Origin of the sequence: Ralstonia sp. 1138 (genome assembly GCF_040544795.1) — a bacterium.
GTDB classification, from domain to species: Bacteria; Pseudomonadota; Gammaproteobacteria; order Burkholderiales; family Burkholderiaceae; genus Ralstonia; species Ralstonia flatus.
Genome location: NZ_JBEPKQ010000003.1, coordinates 925,530 through 946,390, shown reverse-complemented (window position 1 = coordinate 946,390; position 20,861 = coordinate 925,530). Strand labels below are relative to the sequence as shown.

Below are 20,861 nucleotides of genomic sequence, written 5' to 3'. Positions count from 1 at the left end.
ACGGAACGGGCACCGAATCGAATCAAAAACCGCCCAGGGCGTGACGCAGCAGCAAGGCGGACAGCACCAGCATCGTCACGCCAATCAACCCGTCCAGCACCTGCCACGCTTTCGGCCGGGCAAACCATGGCGCGAGCCAGCGCGCGCCAAACCCCAGCGACACAAACCAGAAGAGGCTGGCCGACCCGGCGCCCGCCACAAACCAGCCACGCAATGCCGAGGCTTGCTGCGCGCCAATGCTGCCCACGAGCAGCACCGTATCCAGATAGACGTGCGGATTGAGCAGCGTAAAGGCCGCGGCCTGCGCCAGCGCCGCGCGCCGGCTGAGGCCATCCCCGCCTGCGGCGGCTCGTAACTGGTTGGAATGCCGCGCCCGCCGCAGCGCCTGCACGCCATACAGCAACAGGAACGCGGCGCCCGCCAACGCAAGAAATCGCGCGAGGCTGGGTCGTTCGCCCAACGCCTGCGCCATGCCCAGCACGCCCGCCAGGATCAGCACCGCATCGGCCATCGCACAGAACAGCACGACGCTGCCCACATGCTCACGGCGCAGGCCCTGACGCAGCACGAACGCGTTCTGCGCGCCGATAGCCACGATCAGGCCAAAGCTCAAGGCCAAGCCCTGCAGGAAGACGGAAGAGGAAGTTGCAATCGAGGTCGTCATGCGCGCAGCTTGCCGGCCCGATTGAATGAAGACAAACTATCTTTTCTTCATTCAATTCAGTTTCTCTAATTTTCGTGCTGGATTATTCCGCCCTGGCGGCGCTGGCTGCCGTCATCCGAGAAGGCAGCTTCGAGCGGGCAGCCCGCGCACTGCACGTCACGCCGTCGGCCATTTCGCAGCGGATTCGGTTGCTGGAAGAGCGCATGGGCTGCGCGCTGGTCGTGCGCGACCAGCCGTGCCGACCGACCGAAACAGGCCGGCGGCTTTGCCAGCACGTCGATCGCGTGCGTCTGCTCGAACAGGAACTGCAAGGCGCGCTGCCAACGCTGGCGCCGGAAGGCGTCGCGCGCGTTGCGCTGCCCATTGCCGTGAATGCGGACAGCCTGGCGACGTGGCTCGCCCCGGCCATCGCCACATTCGCTGCGGCCCACCCGGTGTTGATGGAGGTGGCCGTGGATGATCAGGATCACACCAGCGAATGGCTGCGCAGCGGTGCCGTGCTGGCAGCCGTTACCGCCACGGCTCGGCCGGCGGCGGGCTGCAACAGCCGTCCTCTCGGGGCCATGCGTTATCTGGCGGCGGCCAGTCCCGCATTCGTGCAGCAATATTTCGCGGACGGTGTCGGCGCAGGTGAACTGGCGAAAGCGCCCTGCCTCGTGTTCAACACCAAGGATGCGTTGCAGGCCACCTGGGCGCGGCGCCTGTGCCATCGACACGTGGAACTGCCGCGCCATCTACTGCCGTCGTCACAGGCGTTTGTGACTGCGGCCGTGGCGGGCATGGGCTGGGGGCTGCATCCGCATGCGCTGATTGCGCAGCATCTTGAAGACGGTTCGCTGGTGGAGCTGGTGCCGGATACGCCGTTGGACGTTCCGCTGTACTGGCAGCACGCGCGGGCGGCCTCCGCGCTGCTCGACGAACTCAGCCGCGAGGTGATGACGGCGGCGCGCGCCGCGCTACTTGCACCTTGATTCGTTACAGCGCGTTCAGCGGAATCTTGAGGTACTGCACGCCGTTCGGCTCCGCCGGCGGCAGCATGCCCGCGCGAATGTTCACCTGAATGGCCGGCAGCATCAGCGTGGGCATGCCCAGCGTGGCATCGCGCTTTGTGCGCATCTCGACGAACTCGGCCTCGGTCACGCCATCACGTACATGGATGTTGGCGCGGCGCTGCTCGGCCACGGTGGTGTGGCACACGGCTTCTCGGCCGGCGGGCGGATAGTCGTGGCACATGTAGAGCCGCGTCTGCGGCGGCAGATCCAGCAGACGGCGAATCGACTGGTACAGCGTGCCCGCATTCCCGCCCGGAAAATCGCAGCGCGCAGTGCCCACGTCGGGCATGAACAGCGTGTCGCCCACAAACACCGCATCGCCCACCTGATAGGCCATGTCCGCCGGCGTGTGGCCCGGCACGGCAAGCGCCTTGGCTTGCAAATCGCCGATATGGAAGACCTCGTCGGGCGCAAACAGATGATCGAACTGTGAGCCATCGAGCAGGAATGCCGGCTCGAGATTGAAGATCGGCTTGAATACGCCCTGCACGACGCGAATACGCTCGCCAATGGCGATGCGCCCGCCGAAACGCCCACGCAGATACGGCGCGGCCGAGAGGTGATCGGCATGCGCGTGCGTCTCCAGCAGCCATTCGACACGCAAGTCCTGCGCTTCGATGAATGCCGCAACCCGGTCCGCGGACCGCGTCGTCGTGCGGCCCGATTTCGGGTCGTAATCGAGTACGGAATCGATCACGGCGCACGGCGTGCCGGGCCCCGCGTGCACCACGTAGGTCACGGTGCAGGTATCGGGGTCGAAGAAGGATTCGATCTGGGCGTGCATGGCGGGCTTTTGCTAACAATCTATATTTTTATAGAATATCGTCTGACATTCTGTCTGCCAATAGCGCAACACGCGCGCATAGCCCCTGCATCACACCGCGATGAGTCACTCCACTACCAATCCCGACGTCGTGCCGCTGCCCGATGCCGCCATTTCCATGCTGCGCGCCTCTGCGTCGCAAGCGTGTGCCGTGCTCAAGGCCATGGCGCACGAAGACCGCCTGCTGCTGCTCTGCCAGCTCACGCAGGGCGAGCGCAATGTCGGCGAGCTGGAGGCGCTGGTCGGCCTGCATCAGCCCAGCCTGTCGCAGCAATTGGGCGTGCTGCGCGACGAAGGGCTGGTCACCACGCGGCGCGAAGGCAAATACATCTATTACCGGCTCGCCAGCTTCGAGGTCATCCAGATCATGCAGACGCTGTCCGAGCTTTACTGCGGCAAGGTCTTGAAGAAGATGGCGGGACGTTGACCATGTCGCCTGTGGAAGCGGGTTGGATCGTCAGCGCGGGGCTGGGCTCTGTGGTCGGGCTCATTCTGGCGTTGACAGGGGCAGGCGGTGCGATCGTCGCGGTGCCGCTGCTGATTTTCGGGTTGCATCTGTCGGTGCCGGAGGCTGCGCCCATCGCGCTGCTGGCGGTGGGGCTGTCCGCGGGGCTCGGTGCGATGCTCGGCTTGCGGGAAGGCAAGGTCCGCTACAAGGCCGCCGGGTTGATGGCGCTGTGCGGCGTGGCGATCTCGCCGTTCGGCATCTGGGTTGCACATCGCGTGCCGAACACGCCGCTCACGCTGCTGTTTGCCGTGGTGCTCGCCTATGTGGCGGTGCGCATGTTCCGCCAAGCGCGCGCAGCGCCGGCAACCGAGTCGCAGCCGACGCGGACAGGACCGCCCTGCCACCTTGATACCACCACGGCCAGGCTCGTCTGGACGCTGCCGTGCGCGCGCGCATTGGCTGCAGCCGGTGCGGGCGCAGGCTTTCTGTCCGGGCTGCTGGGCGTGGGGGGCGGCTTTGTCATCGTGCCCGCGTTGCGCCGCGCGACCGATCTGCCGATGCAGACCATCGTCGCCACCTCGTTGGCAGTGATTGCGCTGGTGTCCACGGGCGGCGTGGTCGCTTCGGCCATCGGCGGACATGTCGATTGGCATATCGCACTGCCGTTTGCAGCCGGCGCCCTGACCGGCATGCTGGTGGGACGACGCTTTGCGCAGCATTTGGCAGGACCGGCGCTGCAGCAAGGCTTTGCCGCGTTCGCAGGCGTCGTGGCGCTTGGGATGATCGCCCGAACACTGATTTGACCGGCGTGTTGCAAAAGCGGTACAATCGCGGTCTTCGGGGCGTAGCGTAGTCTGGTAACGCGTCCGGTTTGGGACCGGAAGACCGCGGGTTCAAATCCTGCCGCCCCGACCAGAATTGAGCAGCAAACAAAACGGCTTACGTTCACTACGTAAGCCGTTTTTGTTTGGCGCGGCGCGCTGCAACGCAGGGTGTCATCTGCCGATGCTATAACGACAGCATCCGTATCGTGCAATGTCGCTCACTTCCTCCATGAACCTCATCCTGTGGCGCCACGCTGAAGCCGAAGACGTGGCCGCATCGCTGCGCATTCAGCGCAACACCGATCTCCAGCGGGAACTCACCAAGCGCGGCCACAAGCAGGCCGAGAAGATGGCCGATTGGCTGCGGCCTCGCCTGCCGGACGACACGCTCGTACTCGCCAGCCCGGCCGTGCGCACGCAGCAGACCGCACGCGCCCTCACCCAGCATTTCCAGACGCTGGCCGCACTCGCGCCCGGCGCCGATGTCAGCGAGATCCTCGATGCATTGGACTGGCCGTCGAACACGAACCTGCTGCTGGTCGGCCATCAACCGTGGCTCGGCCGCCTCGCCAGCCTGCTCATCACAGGCACGGAAATGGACTGGAGCGTGAAGAAAGCCGGCGTGTGGTGGCTCTGCCGCCGCATGCGCGAAGACGAAGCGCAGACGGTGCTGCGGGCGGTGGTGAATCCCGATATCGTGTGACACATCACCCTGGTCACAGGATCGCCACGCAAAATTCACGCAACGGTCACGATTGACACGCTTTTGTCGCGGATCTGTCATGCAGCGTCTCTAGAATCGCCCCGAAATCCACCCTTGGGGATGCACGAATGCGAGACCTGCCCACGCCCACCCAGCCGTTGATCGACGCACTGCCGAGCCTGAATCTGGGCAACGCTCGGAGGGGCCTTCCTCGCTCACCCGAAGCTGTTCCGGCGCGTGACAAGCCTGTTCTGGCCGTTTCGTGGGCGCGCCATCAGGATGAAGTAACGGAAGCACAGCGCCTGCGCTACAAGGTGTTTGCCGAAGAAATGGGCGCCCGCCTGCCCTCGGCTCACACCGAGCTGGACGTCGACATGTTCGATGCCGTGTGCGACCACCTGATCGTGCGCGACCAGAAGACGCTGCGCGTGGTCGGCACCTATCGCGTGCTGCGCCCGGACGCCGCCAAGCAGATCGGTTGCCTGTACTCCGAATCCGAATTCGACCTCGTGCGCCTAGCCCACCTGCGCCCGAAGATGGTGGAACTCGGCCGCTCATGCGTGCACCGCGACTACCGCTCGGGCAGCGTCATCATGGCGCTGTGGGCCGGCCTCGGCGAATACATGCAGCGCCACGGTTTCGAATCGATGCTGGGCTGCGCGAGCGTGTCGATGGGCGACGGCGGTCACTTTGCTGCTAGCCTGTATCGCAGCTTCGTCGACGATGGCTCGCTCGCGCCGATCGAGTACCACGCCTTCCCGCGCGTGGCACTGCCTGTGGATGAGCTGAACCAGGATCTGGAAGTCGAACCGCCTGCGCTCGTGAAGGGTTATCTGCGCCTGGGCGCACGCATCTGCGGCGCACCGGCGTGGGACCCCGACTTCAACGTCGCTGACTTCCTCACGCTGCTGCGTCTGTCGGACATCAACCCGCGCTACGCACGCCACTTCCTGCGCGGCTGATATCACGCCGAACAGCTCGCCGCAAAAGAAAACGGCCCGGGTCATTCCGGGCCGTTTTGCTTAGGATGCGGCGCAACGCTTTACACGTACACCACCTTGTAGCGGCGGCCGATGCGCTGCCATTCGTCGGCTTCCTTCATCAGGCTGTATTCGACCAGCGGGTTTTGCTCGATCCAGCTTTTTGGCAGCTCGACTTCGAAACCGCCTTCATTGAGTTCGCCTTCGCTGTGACGCACGCGCAAGCCCGGCAACTGGATTGCCCCGCGCCGACGGCACAGCACGAACGCCAGACGCAGGCTGAACAGCATCCGCCAATCCAGGAACTTGCCGCCGCCCGAGAGCTTGCCGAGCTTGCCGGCGTGGCCCAGCAGCAGCGTGGCCAGACGCGCCTGATCGGTCTTGGAAAAGCCCGGCATATCGGCATGGCTGGCGATGTACGCCGAGTGCTTGTGGTATCCGCTGTGCGAGATGCTCATGCCGATCTCGTGCAGGTTGGCGGCCCAACCCAGCAGCGCGAGATTGTCTTCGCGGCGCTCGTCGGGCGGATCGGGAAACTGCGACAGCAGCGCCGTCGCCGCATCGCGGACACGGCTCGCCTGCGCACGGTCGACGTTGTAACGGCGCATGAACTGTTCGATCGTCACCGTGCGCATGTCTTCGTGATGCGTGCGGCCGAGCAGGTCGTACAGCACGCCCAGGCGCAAGGCGCCATCGGTCACGTCCATGCGGTCGACATCGAGTTCGGCAAACACGCCGAGCATGATCGACAGGCCACCCGGCAGGACCGGAATGCGGTCCGCCTTCAGGCCGTTGAGCTTCAGGCGGTTGGTGTTCTCCGACTTGACGAGGGCGCGCTTCAGGCGCTCCAGCCCTTCACGCGTGATGCCGTGTTCGTTGCTCTTGTCATTGAAGCCGTTCAGCTCGATCAGCTCGGCCAGCGCACGTGCCGTACCGGATGAGCCCACGGCCTGATTCCAGCCTGCCGTGCGGTACTGCTGGACGAGCACCTGGATCTCGCGACGCGCAGCCAACTCGGCCTGCTTCATCGCATATTCATCAACGTTGCCGTTCGGGAAGAAATGCCGGCTGTGCGACACGCAGCCGATGTACAGCGACTCCATCAGCTTGGGCTTGTAGCCGTTGCCGATGATGAACTCCGTCGAACCACCGCCGATGTCGACGACAAGCCGGTTGCCCTGGCACGCCGGCGCGTCATGCGATGCACCGAGATAGATCAGCCGTGCCTCTTCGCGGCCCGCAATCACTTCGATGGGAAACCCCAGCGCGGCTTCCGCCTCGATCAGGAATTCCTGCGCATTCTTGGCCACGCGCAAGGTGTTGGTGGCCACGGCGCGCACATGCTCGGGCGGGAAATCACGCAGGCGGTCGCCGAAGCGGCGCAAGGCATCGACGCCGCGGCGGCGTGCGGGCTGATCCAGGTATTTATCTTGCGTTAGCCCGGCGGCCAGACGCACCGGCTCTCGCAGCGCGTCGACCTGGAAGATCTGGGCGCTGCTGGCGCCGTTGGCACCAGGGGTTTCGTCGACGCGGCCGATCATCAGCCGGAAGCTGTTGGAGCCCATGTCGACAGCAGCCAGCAGACGGGGGGTGGGACTCATGAATGAAAACGGGTGAGAAGCAGGATCAGGGGCGCGGAGTATTGTCGTTCGAAACAATGCGCAACAAAATATGTCTTTATTGTGTCCCGAACGTGACAAATCCAATGTGTCACAAATTTGACACTGAACTATGAAAAAGTGGCCGGATCGTCATCCGTCTGAACACAACATGTCGACATTGCCCGCGGGCGATCTGCTCAATCGCGAACTGGGCATCCTGGAATTCAATGCCCGTGTGCTCGCCCAGGCCGCTGACCCGGGTGTGCCGCTGATGGAGCGGCTGAAATTCATCTGCATCGTGTCGAGCAATCTCGATGAGTTCTTTGAGATCCGCATTGCCGGATTGAAAGAGCAGATGCGCGACAACCCTTCGTCGGTCACGCCCGACGGGCTGTCGGTGCAGCAGGCATTTGGCGTGGTCTCTGAGCGAGTGCGGCAACTGGTCGCGCAACAGTATGCCATGTTGCAGGATGAGATCCTGCCCCTGCTGGAGAAGGAAGGCGTCTTCTTCCACATGACCACCAACTGGAACGAAGCCCAGCGCGCCTGGTGCCGCAGCTTCTTCCAGCGCGAACTGGTGCCGATCCTGACGCCGATGGCGCTGGACCCGGCGCACCCCTTCCCGCGCGTGCTCAACAAGAGCCTGAACTTCATCATCGAACTGTCTGGCAAGGATGCCTTCGGCCGTGAGGCTGAACTGGCGATCGTGCAGGCGCCGCGCGCCCTGCCCCGGCTTGTGCAGATGCCGCCGGAGCTGTCGGGTTATCAGTATGGTTTCGTGCTGCTGTCGTCGTTCATGCAGGGCTTTGTGCATGAGCTGTTCCCGCAGATCGACGTACATGGCTGCTACCAGTTCCGCGTGACGCGCAACTCCGACCTGTTCGTATCGGAAGATGAAATCACGGACCTGCGCGAAGCGCTGCAGGGCGAACTGTCCACGCGCCACTTTGGCGATGCGGTGCGTCTCGAAATCGCGCACGACACGTCGCCGGCGCTGGTCGTGCGTCTGTTGCAGGAATTCGGCCTGACGGAAGCGGACTGCTACCGCGTCAAGGGCCCGGTGAACCTCGTACGACTGCTGCAGGTGCCGGACATGGTCGACAAGCCGGTGCTGAAGTACCCGCCGCACGTGCCGGCAACAGTCAGGCAAGTCGCCAACAGCTCGAACGTGTTCGACGCCATCCGCCAGGGCGACATCCTGCTGCACCATCCGTACGAAAGCTTCACGCCCGTGCTGGAGCTGCTGCAGCAAGCCGCGCGCGACCCCGACGTGGTTGCCATCAAGCAGACTGTCTACCGCACCGGCAACGAATCGACGGTCATGGAAGCGCTCATCAAGGCGGCGCGCAACGGCAAGGAGGTGACCGTTGTCGTCGAACTGCTCGCGCGCTTTGACGAAGAGACGAACATCAACTGGGCCGACCAGCTGGAATCGGCCGGCGCACATGTTGTGTACGGCGTGGTCGGCCACAAGTGCCACGCGAAGATGCTGCTGGTGGTGCGCCGTGAGGTGTCCGGCAAGGGCAAGACGGTCAAGCTGCGCCGCTACGCGCATCTGGGCACCGGCAACTACCACCCCAAGACTGCCCGGCTCTACACCGACTTCGGCCTCATGACGGCCAACGACCAGATCTGCGAAGACGTGCACCACGTGTTCCAGCTGCTGACGGGCACCGGCGCGCAGGTCAAGCTGCATCATCTGTGGCACTCGCCGTTCACGATGCACGACAACCTGATCGAGCATATCCGCGCCGAGGCGCGCGCCGCGCGTGCGGGCAAACGTGCGCGCATCATCGGCAAGATGAATGCGCTGCTGGAACCGACCATCATCGACGAGTTGTACAAGGCGTCGCGCGCGGGCGTGAAGGTCGACCTGATCGTGCGCGGTGTGTGCGCGCTCAAGCCGGGCGTACCTGGGTTGTCGGAGAACATCACCGTGCGCTCCATCGTCGGCCGCTTCCTGGAGCATCACCGCGTCTACTACTTCCATGCCGGCGGCGAGGAAGTCGTCTATCTCTCGAGCGCCGACTGGATGGACCGCAACCTGTTCCGCCGCGTGGAGGTGGCCTTCCCCGTGCTCGATCGCAAGCTCAAGGCACGCGTCATCAAGGAGAGCCTGCAGGTGCATCTGCGCGACAACGCATCGGCGTGGATCATGCAACAGGATGGTCGCTACGTGCAGCGCCAGACGCGCGGCAAGCATGTGCGCGTCAGCCAGTTGGAACTGCTGAACCACTTCTCGCCGCAGGCAGCTGCAGCTGCGGAGACGGCGGCCGCGGTGGCGGCAGCGACGGCTGCTGAACCGACGGTGCGCGCTCCGGTGGAGATCTCCGCAGGCTGATGTTCGGGCCTGCCCGCAAACGAAAACGCACGCTCAACAGCGTGCGTTTTTTATTGATGCATTGGAAAAAGCAGCGATCAGGCGACGCGCTCGTCGGTCACGGTGGCGCTGCGCACGACCGTGCGCTCGGGCGGGAACACGGCGCGGAAGGTGCTGCCCTTGCCGTGCTCGCTGGTCACCTGCAGCTCGCCGCCGTGGCGTGACAGCACGTGCTTCACAATGGCCAAGCCCAGCCCGGTGCCGCCAGTGTCGCGTGAGCGGCTGCGGTCAACACGATAGAAACGCTCGGTCAGACGCGGAATATGCTCGGGCGCAATTCCGATTCCCGTATCGGTGACGGAGTACACCGCATGCCCGTCGCGCACGCCCCAATCGAGTCGGATACTGCCGCCATCCGGCGTATAGCGCACCGCGTTGGATGCCAGGTTGCTGAACGCGGAAAGCAGTTCAAGCTCGGCGCCGCACACGCTCACGGCCGGGTCGCATGTCATGCTGACCGTGTGCCGGCCCGCAGACAGCGCTTCGATATCGTGCTGGAGCTGCAGCATCATGCGCTGCATTGGCACCGGCGCCACCGACGGCGGCTCGGAATTGCCTTCCAGCGTGGCGAGCGCCAACAAGTCTTCCACTAGGTGCTGCATGCGCATGGCTTGCGTATGCATCATGTCCAGGTAGCGTCTCTTGTCCTCTTCCGGCAGCGGAATATCGCGCACCGTCTCGAGAAAGCCGGAGAGCACGGTCAGCGGCGTCTTCAGCTCGTGCGAGACATTGGCCACGAAATCGCGGCGCATCGCTTCGGTGTTCTCCAGCTTGGTGATGTCCTGCGACACCAGCAGCTTGCGATCCTCGCCATACGGCAAGATCTGGGCGGAGACGATGCTTTGCTTGTGCGGGCCCACGTCGTGCATGGTGAGCGGCTCCTCGAACTCGCCGCGCGCCAGGTAGCGCACGAACTCCGGCCGGCGGATCAGGTGGGTAATGCGTTGGCGCAGATCACGCTTGGCCGAGAGCCCGAAGTGCTCTTCGGCTACCGCGTTGCACCATTCGATCTGGTCTTCGCCATCGAGCATCAGCACGCCGTTGGGCGATGCCTGAATGGCCTGAATGAAGCGGCTGTGCTGTTGCTCGACCTGCAGCACCTGCGTTCGCCAACCCTTCATCAACCGGTGCAGGCGGTAGTAGACCTCGCCCCACAGGCCAAGCGCGCTCGGGATCTCGCCATAGGCCGGCGAGTCCAGCACACGCCATAGACGCTGGATCTGGTAGATGTAATACAGGAGCATCGCCAGCAGCATTGCGCTGAGCACGGCCAGCGCAACGACATGGTTGACGAAGAAGTACAGGCATGCCGTGACGATGCCCATGAGGGCGGCAAAGACGGCAAAGCGGGTCCAGAAGACGTTCATGAAGGCATTCTAAGCGCTGGACCGCGACGGGCGTGTGAACGCGCGATTGAAAAAAGCCTCGCTCGCGCGTTCGTCTGACAGGTGCGTTATTGCCCCGGATTGCGCGCTAGGCGATAGCCGCTGCCGCGCACGGTTTCGATCATGTTGCTGTAGCCGCCGGGAGCGAGCGCTGCACGCAGGCGCTTGATGTGCACGTCCACCGTACGCTCTTCCACGAACACGTGGTCGCCCCACACCTGATCGAGCAGCTGCGAGCGGCTGTGCACGCGCTCGGGATGCGTCATCAGGAAATGCAGCAGGCGGAACTCCGTCGGGCCAAGGTCCAGCTTGATCGGGTTTTCGGCCTCGACGTTCGTGGCCGTCACGCGGTGCGTGGCCGGGTCGAGCTTCAGGCCGTTGATGGCCACCACGTCGTCGGTCAGCTGCGGTGCGCGGCGGCGCAGCACGGCCTTGATACGAGCCAGCAATTCCTTGGGCGAGAACGGCTTGGTGACGTAGTCGTCCGCGCCGCTGTCCAGCCCCATGATCTTGTCCTGCTCTTCGCTGCGGGCCGTCAGCATGATGATCGGGATCTGGCGCGTGCGTTCGTTGGCGCGCAGCTCCTTGGCGAACATCACACCCGACTTGCCCGGCAGCATCCAATCGAGCAGGACGAGATCGGGCAATACGTCGCTCATCAGCGACAGCGCCTGCTCGGCGTTGTACGCACGGATCGGGTAATGCCCCGCGTGCTGCAGGTTGACGGCGATCAGCTCAGCGATCGCCGGTTCGTCTTCTACGACGAGAATGCTGCTCGGCATGCTCACGTCTCCAGTCCTGCCTTTTTACTCACCCAGGATCTCGCGTTCCAGCGCTTCACGCGAAGCGTGCCGGACGTCCGTTCCCTTGACGATGTAGATAATAAACTCGGCGATGTTCTTGGCATGGTCGCCGATACGCTCGATGGCCTTGGCAATGAACAGCAGATCCAGCGCCACCGAAATCGTGCGCGGGTTCTCCATCATGTACGTGATGAGTTCGCGCATGAAGCCGCGGAATTCCTCATCAATGGCCTTGTCTTCCTGCAGGATCGACACGGCAGCAGCGGTGTCCAGGCGCGCGAAGGCGTCCAGCGCATGGCGCAGGATGGTTGCGGCCATCTCGCCCGAACGTTCAACACCGGCGTAGTTCAGCGCATGTGCCGACGGGTCCTGCATGATGCGCTTGGTCCGCTTGGCGATCTTTTCGGCTTCGTCGCCGGCGCGCTCGAGGTTCGTGATGGTCTTGGAAATCGCCATCACCAACCGCAGGTCGCGTGCAGTCGGTTGGCGGCGCGCGATGATGTTGTTGCAGTCGCCGTCGATCTCGATCTCCAGCGCATTGATTTCCAGTTCCACGGCCAGGACCTGATCGCACATGGCGGTATCGAAGTTGGCCAGTGCGCGCATGGCGCGTGCGATCTGCGCTTCCACCAGGCCGCCCATCTGCAGCACCTTGGTGCTGATGGAGGTCAGGTCGGTATCAAACTGCGATGACAGATGCTTTTCAGACATCGGTTTCTCCTTGTCGCTTCAGCTTCAGCGTTGTTGCAGGTCAGCCGAAGCGGCCGGTGATGTAGTCTTCGGTTTCTTTGCGCTGCGGCTTGATGAAGATCTTTTCGGTATCGCCGAACTCGATCAGCTCGCCCAAGTACATGTACGCCGTGTAGTCGGAGCAACGCGCCGCCTGCTGCATGTTATGCGTGACGATGACAACCGTGTAGTCGTCCTTCAGTTCAGCGATCAGCTCTTCGATCTTGCCGGTGGAGATCGGGTCCAGCGCCGAGCACGGCTCGTCCAGCAGCAGCACTTCAGGGCGGATGGCAATGCCGCGCGCGATACACAGACGCTGCTGCTGGCCGCCCGACAGGCCGTAGCCGGACTGGTTGAGCTTGTCCTTCACTTCGTTCCACAGCGCGGCCTTGGTCAGCGCCCATTCCACGCGGTCGTCCATCTCGGAGCGCGACAGACGCTCGAACAGCTTCACGCCAAAGGCAATGTTGTCGTAGATCGACATCGGGAACGGCGTCGGCTTCTGGAACACCATGCCGACCTTGGCACGCAGCAGGGCGATGTCCATGCGCGAGGTCAGCAGGTTCTCGCCGTCCATGTTGATCTGGCCTTCGGCACGTTGCTCCGGATACAGCGCGTACATCTTGTTGAACGTACGCAGCAGCGTGGACTTGCCGCAGCCCGACGGACCGATGAACGCCGTCACCTGCTTCTCGGGAATCTGCAGCGAGATGTTCTTCAGCGCGTGGAACTTGCCGTAGTAGAAGTTCAGGTCGCGAACATCGATCTTCGGGCTTTGCGTGCGCACTTCGAGGGACGTAGCAGTCATGGTCATTTCTTGGTGAACAAGGCACGCGCGAGGACGTTCAGCCCCAGCACACCCAGCGTAATCAGGAACACCCCGGCCCAGGCCAATTGCTGCCATTCGGGGAACGGGCTCATCGCAAACTTGAAGATGACGGTCGGCAGCGTGGCCACCGGCTGATTCAGATCCAGGCTCCAGAACTGGTTGTTCAGCGCGGTGAAGAGCAGCGGCGCGGTTTCGCCGGCAATGCGCGCCACGGCCAGCAGCACACCGGTAATCACGCCGGCATACGATGCCTTGAGCGTAATCGACAGGATCATCTTCCACTTGGGCGTGCCAAGCGCCATGGCAGCTTCGCGCATGGCGTTGGGCACCAGGTTGAGCATGTTCTCGGTGGTGCGCACCACGATCGGAATCTGCAGCAGCGCGAGTGCAAGCACGCCGGCAATACCCGAGAAGTGCTGCACGCGTGCCACCACGACGGCATACACGAACAGGCCGATCACGATCGACGGCGCCGACAGCAGGATGTCGTTGATGAAGCGGGTGGCGCTCGCCAGCATCGACGTCTTGCCGTACTCGGCCAGATAGATGCCGGCCAGGATGCCCAGCGGCGTGCCGATCAGCGTGGCCATGCCCACCAGCAGGAACGACCCTGCGATGGCGTTGGCGAGGCCGCCTCCGGGCGTGTTGGGCGGCGGCGTCATCTCCGTGAAGAGCGACATCGACAGGCCACCCACGCCCAGCGAAAGCGTGGTCCACAGGATCCACGCCAGCCACACCAGGCCGAAAGCCATGGCGGCGAGCGACAGTGCCAGCGCAATCCCGTTGACGTTGCGGCGGCGGGCCTGCAGGCGTGCCTTGATCTTTTCAGAGTCGGCGCGGACGGCAGGGATGGAAGACGTACGCATGGTGTTGGGTCTCATAGCGTCAGGCAGATCGCGTTGGTTCACTTTTGACCCTCGCTCTTCTGCAGGCGCAGAAGCAGCAACTTGGACGCCGCCAGCACGATGAACGTGATGACGAACAGGATCAAGCCCAGCTCCATGAGCGCCGCGGTGTGCAGGCCTTGGCCCGCTTCCGCAAATTCATTGGCCAGCGCAGACGTGATGCTGTTGCCCGGCGAGAACAGCGACGCATCGGACAGCAGATTCGTGTTGCCGATCACGAACGTCACGGCCATGGTCTCGCCAAGCGCACGACCGAGACCCAGCATCACACCGCCGATCACACCGGCCTTGGTGTACGGCAGCACCACGTTCCACATGACTTCCCACGTCGTGCAGCCCACGCCGTAGGCGGATTCCTTGAGCAGCGTCGGCGTGATCTCGAACACGTCGCGCATCACCGCCGAGATGTACGGAATGATCATGATCGCCAGAATCACGCCCGCGCACAGCAGACCGATGCCGATCGGCGCGCCCTGGAACAGCGCCCCGATAACGGGGATCTTGCCGACGGTCGCAGCCAGCGGCTTTTGAAAGTACTCGCCGAAGATCGGCGCAAACACGAGCAGACCCCACATGCCGTAGACGATGGACGGCACTGCAGCGAGCAGCTCGATGGCGGTACCGAGCGGTCGGCGCAGCCAGGCCGGCGACAGCTCGGTCAAAAACAGGGCAATGCCGAAGCTCACAGGCACGGCAATGATGAGCGCGATCAGCGATGTGACCAGGGTGCCGTAGACAGGCACCAGCGCACCATAGATGTCGGAGGGCGGATCCCACTCCGAATTCCACAGGAACGACAGGCCGAATTTCTGGATCGTTGGCCAGGAACTGATGATGAGCGAGAGGATGATGCCGCCCAGCAGTAACAGCGTCACGATTGCGGCAAGGCGGGTCAGGCCGCCAAACACCAGATCGCCAAGGCGGCTGGGTGCGCGCATACGGGAAGCGCCGGAGGAATCAGAGAGCGTGGCCATGAGGGAAACCGGTCAGCCGTGAAAGAAGCTTTTGGAATGATGCGGAGGGCCGTTCTTGCTGCCCCTCCGCACCTTGTGCTGCACCTACTTACGCATCGCTATGCAGCTGGCAACGATCATTGGTTGTAGACAACCTTGCCCGATGCATCCTTCACATTCGACTTCCAGGTGGCGCGGATCTGGTTCTTCACAGCGTCCGGCAGCGGCACGTAGTCCAGGCTCTTGGCAGCGTCGTCGCCGCCCTTGTAGGCCCAGTCGAAGAACTTCATGACTTCAGCGCCCTGCTCCGGCTTGGCTTGCGTCTTGTGCAGCAGGATGAACGTTGCACCGGCGATCGGCCATGCGTCCTTGCCCGGCTCGTCCGTCAGGATCTGGTAGTACGACTTGCTCCACTCGGCGCCGGCAGCTGCGGCCTTGAAGGCTTCAGCGGTCGGTTGCACGGTGGCGCCCGCCTTGTTCTGCAGATTCACGTACGTCATCTTGTTCTGCTTGGCGTAGGCGTACTCAACGTAGCCAACTGCACCGCCCAGACGCTGCACGAACGCGGCTACGCCTTCGTTGCCCTTGCCGCCCGTACCGGTCGGCCAGTTCACGGTCGTGCCTTCGCCGACCTTGCTCTTCCACTCGGCGTTCACCTTCGACAGGTAGTTCGTGAAGATGAACGAGGTGCCCGAACCGTCAGCACGGCGCACCACCAGGATGTCCTGGTCCGGCAGCTTGGCCTTCGGGTTCAGCTTGGCGATGGCCGGATCATTCCACTTCTTGATCTTGCCCAGGTAGATGTCGCCCAGCAATTGACCGTTCAGCGTCAGCTCGCCCGGCTTCACGCCCGGCAGGTTGATCACAGGCACCACGCCGCCGATCACGGTCGGGAACTGGATCAGACCATCCTTGTTCAGCTCTTCGTCCTTCAGCGGCATGTCCGATGCGCCGAAGTCGACGGTCTTGGCCGTGATCTGCTTGATGCCACCCGACGAACCGATACCTTGGTAGTTCACCTTGGTGTTGGTTGCCTTGTTGTAGTCGGCCGCCCACTTGTTGTAGACGGGTGCCGGGAACGTTGCGCCAGCGCCGGTGATGTCGACAGCAAATGCGGCACCAGCAAAAGCCAGTGCAGCCACGCCAGCGAGTGCGGTTTTGACCAGTTTCATGAGTTCTCCAGAGGAGCGGTTGAGCGATGACAGATTTTTGACACCCGAACTTTAGGCCGCCCAAATGACAGTTCTGTGACAACACGAAAACTTCTCATAACTGACCTGCAAGGCACGAAAGTCGACTCACGCGCATAAAAAAAGCGGCCCGAAGGCCGCTTTTCTACGTCTTTGCTTGATCTGGCAGCAACTTACTGCAACGTGGCGGCAAGACGCTCCGCATGTTGGTTGGCCAGTTCGGCGTCCTGCGCTTCCACCATCACGCGCACGACCGGCTCCGTCCCGGAGGGGCGAATCAGCACACGCCCCTTGCCGTCCAATTCGGCTTCGCTGGTCTTCAACGCGGCCTGCAAGCCTGCGTGCGATTTCCAGTCGAAACCCTTTTCGACCCGCACGTTGATCAGCTTTTGCGGGAACAGGCGCACGCCGTCCAGCATCTCGTCCAGCGTCTGCCCGCTGCGACGCAATGCCGCGAGCACCTGCAGCGCAGAGATGATGCCGTCCCCTGTGCTGTGCTTGTCCAGGCAGAGCAAGTGGCCCGACCCTTCGCCACCCAGCAGCCAACCGTTCTTCTTCAGCTCTTCCAGCACGTAGCGGTCGCCCACCTTGGCACGGACGAACTCCACGCCCTGCGCCCTGAGCGCCAGTTCCACGGCAAGGTTCGTCATGAGCGTACCGACGGCGCCCGGCACCGTCTGACCCGCCGCGCGGCGCGCCTGGACCATCACGTAGAGCAGCTCGTCGCCGTTATAGAGGCGGCCATTGCGATCCACCACCTGCAGGCGGTCGGCATCCCCGTCGAAAGCCAGGCCGATATCGGCGCCATGCTCGCGCGTCGCCTCGACCAGCTTGCCCGGCGCCGTCGCCCCATAGCCGTCATTGATGTTGCGGCCGTTCGGCTGGTTGCCGATCGACACCACGTCCGCGCCCAGCTCATGGAACACGTGCGGTGCGATGTGGTAAGCGGCGCCATGCGCGCTGTCCAGCACGACCTTCATGCCGAACAGGTTCAGGTCGCTCGGGAACGTGCTCTTGCAGAACTCGATGTAGCGGCCCGCGGCATCCTCGATACGGCGGGCGCGGCCCAGCGCATCGGAGGCAGCGTACGCCATCGGCTTTTCCAGCTCGGCCTCAATCTGCAGCTCGGTTTCGTCCGGGAGCTTGTCGCCGGTGGCCGAGAAGAACTTGATGCCGTTGTCGTAATACGGGTTGTGTGATGCAGAAATCACCACACCAGCCGACAACCGCAATGCACGCGTGAGATACGCCACGCCGGGCGTCGGCAGCGGCCCGCTCATCAGCACGTCCACGCCGGCTGCGGTAAAGCCCGCTTCCAGCGCGGCTTCCAACATGTAGCCCGACAGGCGCGTGTCCTTGCCGATCAACACGGTGGGACGGCCGTGGCCATGCGCCTCGCCACCGTGGGCCAGCACGCGGCCGGCGGCATAACCTAGACGCAACACGAAATCCGGCGTGATCGGGCTTTCACCGACACGTCCGCGGATACCGTCGGTGCCGAAATACTTCCTGGACATGGGGAGTCTCTCCTGGAGAATGTTTCTTTCTTTGTTTGTAAGGCGCCGGCCATCGCCGGGCAATCCTCTGTTCGCTCGACCCCCGGCCGCGTGAGGCCGGGACGGCTGTCAGGCCAGTGGCGGATTTACGCGCTCATGGCGCATGGCCCACCAGAGTTGAATCGCTTCCACGGTCGGCCGCACGTCGTGCACACGCACGATGAACGCCCCCCGCTCCACCGCCAGCAGCGCGGCCGCCACACTGACCGTGATGCGTTCGGCAGGCGGTTTGCCGCCCAGCACAGCGCCCAGCGTCGATTTGCGCGACAAGCCCGCCAGCAGCGGCAAACCGATCGGCTCGAACTCGGCCAAGCGATTGAGCATGGTGAGATTGTGATCCGGCGTCTTCCCAAAGCCAAATCCCGGATCAAGCGAAATACGCTCAGGCGCCACGCCGGCAGCCACCAGGGCCTCCGTCTGCGTGCGGAGGAAAGCCTCCACCTCGCCCATCAAATCCGTATAGCTGGGCGCTTCCTGCATCGTTTCGGGATCGCGCTGCATGTGCATGACACACAGGCCCGCATTGCCCTGGGCCACAGCCTCGATCGCACCCGGCCGGCGAAAGCCCCAGATATCGTTGATCAGATCGGCGCCTGCCTGCAGCGTGGCGCGCATCACCTCGGGCTTGTAGGTATCGATCGACAGCGGTTTGCCGCAATCGCGCAGGGCCTCGACGACGGGCATCACGCGGTCCAACTCGGCTTGCAGGCTCAGCGGCTCGGCGCCCGGGCGGCTCGATTCGCCACCGATGTCGATCATGTCGACACCTTCGGCAATCAATTGCTCCGCGTGGCGCAACGCTGCATCGCGCGTGGCGTGCTGCCCACCATCGGAAAAGGAGTCGGGCGTAACGTTAAGAATGCCCATGACCAGCGGGCGCCGGTCACGCGCGTAAAGAAAACGTCCGCACTGGAAGTGCGTGGTGGTCGGAATGGAAACAGACAAGATAGATAGCCAGAAATGCTGCGCAGGACCGGAATGCTACGCCAAGCACGCCAGAAAGCGCCAACAAAAAAGCCGGTGCGTTTGCACCGGCTCTTCTGCGTCGCCCCGAGGCGACAAACTAACTAACGAGGCATCATCACGCCGTGGCAGGCACGTTGCCCGGGCTCACGCCAGCCGGCGTACCACCACCCGGCGGGGTGCTGCCACCACCGGTCGAGCCGTAGCGCGGCGGGCGCGGCGGCTTGCCTTCCATGATGTCGTTCACTTGGTCGGCGTCAATGGTCTCCCACTCGAGCAGCGCCGCAGTCATGGCTTCGACCTTGTCGCGATTCGCTTCGAGCAGGCCCTTCGCCAGGGCGTATTGCTCATCAACGATACGGCGAATTTCCGAATCCACCTTCTGCTGAGTCGCCTCGGACACCGTCTTCGACGCCATGCGACCGAAGAAGCCGTCCTGTTCCGTATCGACGTAGACCATGGTGCCGAGCGCGTCGCTCATGCCATAGCGCGTCACCATATCGCGAGCCATCTTGGTGGCACGCTCGAAGTCGTTGGAGGCACCGGTGCTCATCGCACCCAGGAACACCTCTTCTGCAGCACGGCCGCCAAACAGGATCGCGACCTCTTCGAGCATCGTGTCCTTGTAGGCGTAGTGCTTGTCGTGCTCCGGCAGCTGCCAGGTCAGACCGCCCGCCCAGCCGCGCGGCATGATCGTGACCTTGTGCACCGGATCAGCCTTCGGCAGCAGCTTGGCGACAACCGCGTGGCCCGACTCGTGGTACGCCGTCGCGCGGCGCTCCTCTTCGCGAATCACGGCCGACTTGCGCTCCGGACCCATGTAGATCTTGTCCTTCGCGTCTTCGAAGTCCTGCATGTCCACCACGCGCTTGTTACGGCGTGCAGCAAACAGCGCAGCTTCGTTGACCAAGTTGGCCAGGTCGGCGCCCGAGAAGCCCGGCGTGCCACGCGCCAGCACCGATGCATCGACGTCGTTGCCGATCGGCACCTTGCGCATGTGCACCTTGAGAATCTGCTCGCGGCCACGGATGTCGGGCAACCCAACATAGACCTGACGGTCGAAGCGCCCCGGACGCAGCAGCGCCTTGTCGAGCACGTCTGCACGGTTGGTTGCCGCGATCACGATGACGCCCGAGTTGGCCTCGAAACCATCCATCTCAACCAGCATCTGGTTCAGGGTCTGCTCGCGCTCGTCGTTGCCACCGCCCATGCCGGCGCCGCGATGGCGGCCGACCGCATCGATTTCATCGATGAACACGATGCAGGGCGCCTGCTTTTTAGCGTTTTCGAACATGTCGCGCACGCGGGCTGCGCCCACGCCGACGAACATTTCAACGAAGTCCGAACCGGAGATGCTGAAGAACGGCACCTTGGCTTCACCAGCAATGGCGCGCGCCAGCAACGTCTTACCGGTACCCGGGGGGCCCACCAGCAATACGCCGCGCGGGATACGCCCGCCAAGCTTCTGGAATTTCTGCGGATCTTTCAGGAAGTCGACCAGTTCGACGACTTCTTCTTTCGATTCGTCACAGCCTGCCACGTCGGCAAACGTGACGCTGTTGTTGTTCTCATCAATCAGCCGCGCCCGGGACTTGCCGAACGAGAAGGCGCCGCCTTTCCCGCCGCCCTGCATCTGCCGCATCATGTAGAACCAGAACACGATGATCAGCAGCGTGGGGCCGAGGTAGTAAAGCGCGGTCAGGAGCACACCTTGCTCTTCTTCCGCCTTGCCGGTCACCTGCACGCCGTACTTCATCAGGTCGCCGACCATCCAGATGTCGCCCGGCGAGATGATCGAATACTTGTTGCCCTCGTTGGGCGTGACCAACAACGTACGGCCCTGGACTTCAACGCGCTTGACCTTGCCGGCCTTTGCGTCGTCCATGAATTGCGAGTACGTCACACCTTCTTGGGTGCGCGGCTTGTCGAACTGCTTGAAGACGGTGAACAGCACCAAGGCAATCACCAGCCAGATGGCCGCCTTCTGAAACCAGTTGTTATTCAAGGCGAGACTCCTTTAGAAATGCCTTGACGGGATGCTTGGCATTGTAATGCACGGACACCGCCGCGGGT

General features: G+C 63.3%; 19 protein-coding genes and 1 tRNA gene. 7 read left to right on the top strand and 13 right to left on the bottom strand.

What is annotated here, in order from left to right:
* Positions 1–22: 22 nt before the first annotated feature.
* Positions 23–664, bottom strand: a complete 642-nt coding sequence (locus ABIC76_RS17305; RefSeq protein ID WP_102067591.1) for a LysE/ArgO family amino acid transporter — start codon at positions 662–664, stop codon at positions 23–25.
* Positions 665–738: 74 nt separating this feature from the next.
* Between ABIC76_RS17305 and ABIC76_RS17300 the strand changes: the two genes are divergently transcribed.
* Positions 739–1,635, top strand: a complete 897-nt coding sequence (locus tag ABIC76_RS17300; RefSeq protein ID WP_354534668.1) for a LysR family transcriptional regulator ArgP — start codon at positions 739–741, stop codon at positions 1,633–1,635.
* 4 nt (positions 1,636–1,639) lie between these two features.
* Here the strand turns inward: ABIC76_RS17300 and ABIC76_RS17295 are convergent, their stop codons facing one another.
* The gene (locus ABIC76_RS17295) at positions 1,640–2,500 is read right to left on the bottom strand and encodes an MBL fold metallo-hydrolase (RefSeq protein WP_354534667.1); all 861 of its coding nucleotides are present in this window, start codon (positions 2,498–2,500) and stop codon (positions 1,640–1,642) included.
* A 100-nt stretch (positions 2,501–2,600) separates the two neighbouring features.
* Here ABIC76_RS17295 and ABIC76_RS17290 point away from each other — a divergent pair, with 100 nt between their 5' ends.
* From ABIC76_RS17290 to ABIC76_RS17270, 5 genes are all read left to right on the top strand, one after another.
* On the top strand, positions 2,601–2,966 hold the full coding sequence (locus ABIC76_RS17290) for an ArsR/SmtB family transcription factor (protein ID WP_102067588.1): 366 nt from the start codon (positions 2,601–2,603) through the stop codon (positions 2,964–2,966).
* A 2-nt stretch (positions 2,967–2,968) separates the two neighbouring features.
* A complete protein-coding gene (locus tag ABIC76_RS17285) occupies positions 2,969–3,790 on the top strand; it encodes a sulfite exporter TauE/SafE family protein (RefSeq protein WP_354534666.1) in 822 nt (273 codons plus the stop codon).
* 35 nt (positions 3,791–3,825) lie between these two features.
* Positions 3,826–3,902, top strand: a tRNA-Pro gene (locus ABIC76_RS17280).
* A gap of 138 nt (positions 3,903–4,040) precedes the next feature.
* Complete coding sequence (sixA, locus tag ABIC76_RS17275) at positions 4,041–4,514, top strand: phosphohistidine phosphatase SixA (protein ID WP_354534733.1); 474 nt, start codon at positions 4,041–4,043, stop codon at positions 4,512–4,514.
* 128 nt (positions 4,515–4,642) lie between these two features.
* A complete protein-coding gene (locus ABIC76_RS17270; protein ID WP_027681170.1) occupies positions 4,643–5,476 on the top strand; it encodes a GNAT family N-acetyltransferase in 834 nt (277 codons plus the stop codon).
* 80 nt (positions 5,477–5,556) lie between these two features.
* Here the strand turns inward: ABIC76_RS17270 and ppx are convergent, their stop codons facing one another.
* Positions 5,557–7,095: an exopolyphosphatase gene (ppx, locus tag ABIC76_RS17265; protein ID WP_027681169.1), complete on the bottom strand. Its 1,539-nt coding sequence runs from the start codon at positions 7,093–7,095 to the stop codon at positions 5,557–5,559.
* Positions 7,096–7,264: 169 nt separating this feature from the next.
* On the opposite strand from ppx, the gene ppk1 reads away from it, so the two are divergent.
* Positions 7,265–9,436 (top strand): polyphosphate kinase 1, encoded by a 2,172-nt coding sequence (gene ppk1 / locus ABIC76_RS17260; protein ID WP_027681168.1) that lies wholly within the window; start codon positions 7,265–7,267, stop codon positions 9,434–9,436.
* Positions 9,437–9,513: 77 nt separating this feature from the next.
* Here ppk1 and phoR read toward each other — a convergent pair whose 3' ends face one another.
* The 10 genes from phoR to ftsH all read right to left on the bottom strand — a co-directional run bounded on the left by phoR (position 9,514) and on the right by ftsH (position 20,793).
* Entirely contained in the window at positions 9,514–10,842 is a 1,329-nt protein-coding gene (gene phoR, locus ABIC76_RS17255; RefSeq protein ID WP_027681167.1) for a phosphate regulon sensor histidine kinase PhoR, read from the bottom strand.
* Between the two features lie 86 nt (positions 10,843–10,928).
* On the bottom strand, positions 10,929–11,642 hold the full coding sequence (gene phoB / locus ABIC76_RS17250; RefSeq protein ID WP_004634238.1) for a phosphate regulon transcriptional regulator PhoB: 714 nt from the start codon (positions 11,640–11,642) through the stop codon (positions 10,929–10,931).
* A gap of 24 nt (positions 11,643–11,666) precedes the next feature.
* Positions 11,667–12,374: a phosphate signaling complex protein PhoU gene (gene phoU, locus ABIC76_RS17245; protein WP_027681166.1), complete on the bottom strand. Its 708-nt coding sequence runs from the start codon at positions 12,372–12,374 to the stop codon at positions 11,667–11,669.
* A gap of 40 nt (positions 12,375–12,414) precedes the next feature.
* Positions 12,415–13,206, bottom strand: a complete 792-nt coding sequence (gene pstB, locus ABIC76_RS17240) for a phosphate ABC transporter ATP-binding protein PstB (RefSeq protein WP_004634243.1) — start codon at positions 13,204–13,206, stop codon at positions 12,415–12,417.
* Positions 13,203–14,087, bottom strand: a complete 885-nt coding sequence (gene pstA, locus ABIC76_RS17235) for a phosphate ABC transporter permease PstA (RefSeq protein WP_027681165.1) — start codon at positions 14,085–14,087, stop codon at positions 13,203–13,205. The genes pstB and pstA overlap by 4 nt, the downstream gene beginning before the upstream one ends.
* Positions 14,088–14,125: 38 nt before the next feature.
* Positions 14,126–15,100 carry a phosphate ABC transporter permease PstC gene (gene pstC / locus ABIC76_RS17230; RefSeq protein ID WP_102067582.1) on the bottom strand — a complete coding sequence of 325 codons (975 nt, stop codon included), beginning with the start codon at positions 15,098–15,100 and terminating at the stop codon, positions 14,126–14,128.
* Positions 15,101–15,216: 116 nt separating this feature from the next.
* A complete protein-coding gene (gene pstS, locus ABIC76_RS17225) occupies positions 15,217–16,251 on the bottom strand; it encodes a phosphate ABC transporter substrate-binding protein PstS (protein ID WP_027681163.1) in 1,035 nt (344 codons plus the stop codon).
* Between the two features lie 191 nt (positions 16,252–16,442).
* Entirely contained in the window at positions 16,443–17,786 is a 1,344-nt protein-coding gene (gene glmM, locus ABIC76_RS17220; RefSeq protein WP_354534665.1) for a phosphoglucosamine mutase, read from the bottom strand.
* Positions 17,787–17,894: 108 nt separating this feature from the next.
* Positions 17,895–18,758, bottom strand: coding sequence for a dihydropteroate synthase (folP, locus tag ABIC76_RS17215; protein ID WP_354534732.1), 864 nt, complete (start codon positions 18,756–18,758; stop codon positions 17,895–17,897).
* A gap of 148 nt (positions 18,759–18,906) precedes the next feature.
* The gene (gene ftsH, locus ABIC76_RS17210; protein ID WP_102067580.1) at positions 18,907–20,793 is read right to left on the bottom strand and encodes an ATP-dependent zinc metalloprotease FtsH; all 1,887 of its coding nucleotides are present in this window, start codon (positions 20,791–20,793) and stop codon (positions 18,907–18,909) included.
* Positions 20,794–20,861: the final 68 nt, after the last annotated feature.